Origin of the sequence: Pseudoalteromonas sp. 20-MNA-CIBAN-0454 (assembly GCF_040308685.1) — a bacterium.
Lineage (GTDB): Bacteria > Pseudomonadota > Gammaproteobacteria > Enterobacterales > Alteromonadaceae > Pseudoalteromonas > Pseudoalteromonas nigrifaciens.
Map to the genome: position 1 here is coordinate 1 of NZ_JBEOOB010000126.1, position 349 is coordinate 349.

Annotated in this window: 1 protein-coding gene; it reads right to left on the minus strand. The window is 40.7% G+C overall.

Features of this window, described 5'->3' with window-relative positions; all coding sequences use genetic code 11:
• The coding region (locus tag AAEZ22_RS18250) for a hypothetical protein (RefSeq protein ID WP_352298418.1) at nt 1-245 on the minus strand (245 nt) is incomplete at its 3' end.
• Between the last annotated feature and the right edge of the window lie 104 nt (nt 246-349).

Here is a 349-nt window from a genome sequence, read left to right on the forward strand (position 1 = left end):
TCTGTGTGTTCGGCTGTAAACGAGGTTAGATAATCACTTAAAAAACCGATAAACACTAAATGCCTGTTACGTGGTATCGAGTTCTTAAACGCGATACGGCCAAAGCCAAGCATGAATTGGTTAGCTAAGTGATCCCACTTACAATAAGACTTATAAAACCCGCGCTTTTTAGCTTCATCTAACAACTCTTCATCTGTAATTTTAGCGAGTACGCCAGTAGGGTAGTTGTATGTTACTAAATCCATTTCTAAGCCACCTTTACTTGATCGTCTGGATGAATTGCTATTTCACTAAGTAGTAGGGCGCTTATGGCCGCTTTCTCTTCGTGCTTTGGCTCGAATGAACTCAT